This is a genomic window from Chryseobacterium sp. GVT01B, assembly GCF_019970045.1.
Lineage (GTDB): Bacteria > Bacteroidota > Bacteroidia > Flavobacteriales > Weeksellaceae > Chryseobacterium.
Window position 1 is genome coordinate 1 of the sequence record NZ_JAHXYI010000031.1, and the last position, 449, is coordinate 449.

At 40.3% G+C, this 449-nt stretch carries 1 protein-coding gene; it reads left to right on the forward strand.

The window, feature by feature from the left end:
• Positions 1 to 360: hypothetical protein (locus tag LC457_RS23320; protein ID WP_223601926.1), on the forward strand; the 360-nt coding region annotated here is incomplete at its 5' end.
• Between the last annotated feature and the right edge of the window lie 89 nt (positions 361 to 449).

Below are 449 nucleotides of genomic sequence, written 5' to 3' on the forward strand. Positions count from 1 at the left end.
GTGAAAAACAAAATGAAAAAATTTGGTTTACTTTTAGCAGGTGGGATTGCAGCAGTCGTTTTACTGTCAACAATCGGTCCGATGGTGGGGCTGCTCGTTAGCCTCGTGCTCCTGTATTTCATATTCAAACAGTTTTTAAAAGCTAATTCGACTGGAGCAAAAATCGGTCTAGGGATTATCGGTGCGATCGTCCTAGTGGCTTCTATCCATAACATCCCTGCCATCATTGGTGTAGCAGCAGCATATGTGCTTTACCTTGTTTATAAAAAATGGAACGAGAACAAGCATACCAAAATCAAAGAAGAATCAGATCCATTCGTGAATTTTGAAAAACAATGGAATGAATTAAAAAATTATTAAAATAAGGCTGTTTTAGAGGTCATTATTGATTTTGAACTATGTTGATTGGAGCGGAAGGCGCGAGACTCTGCGGGAGTACGGGGCAGGGG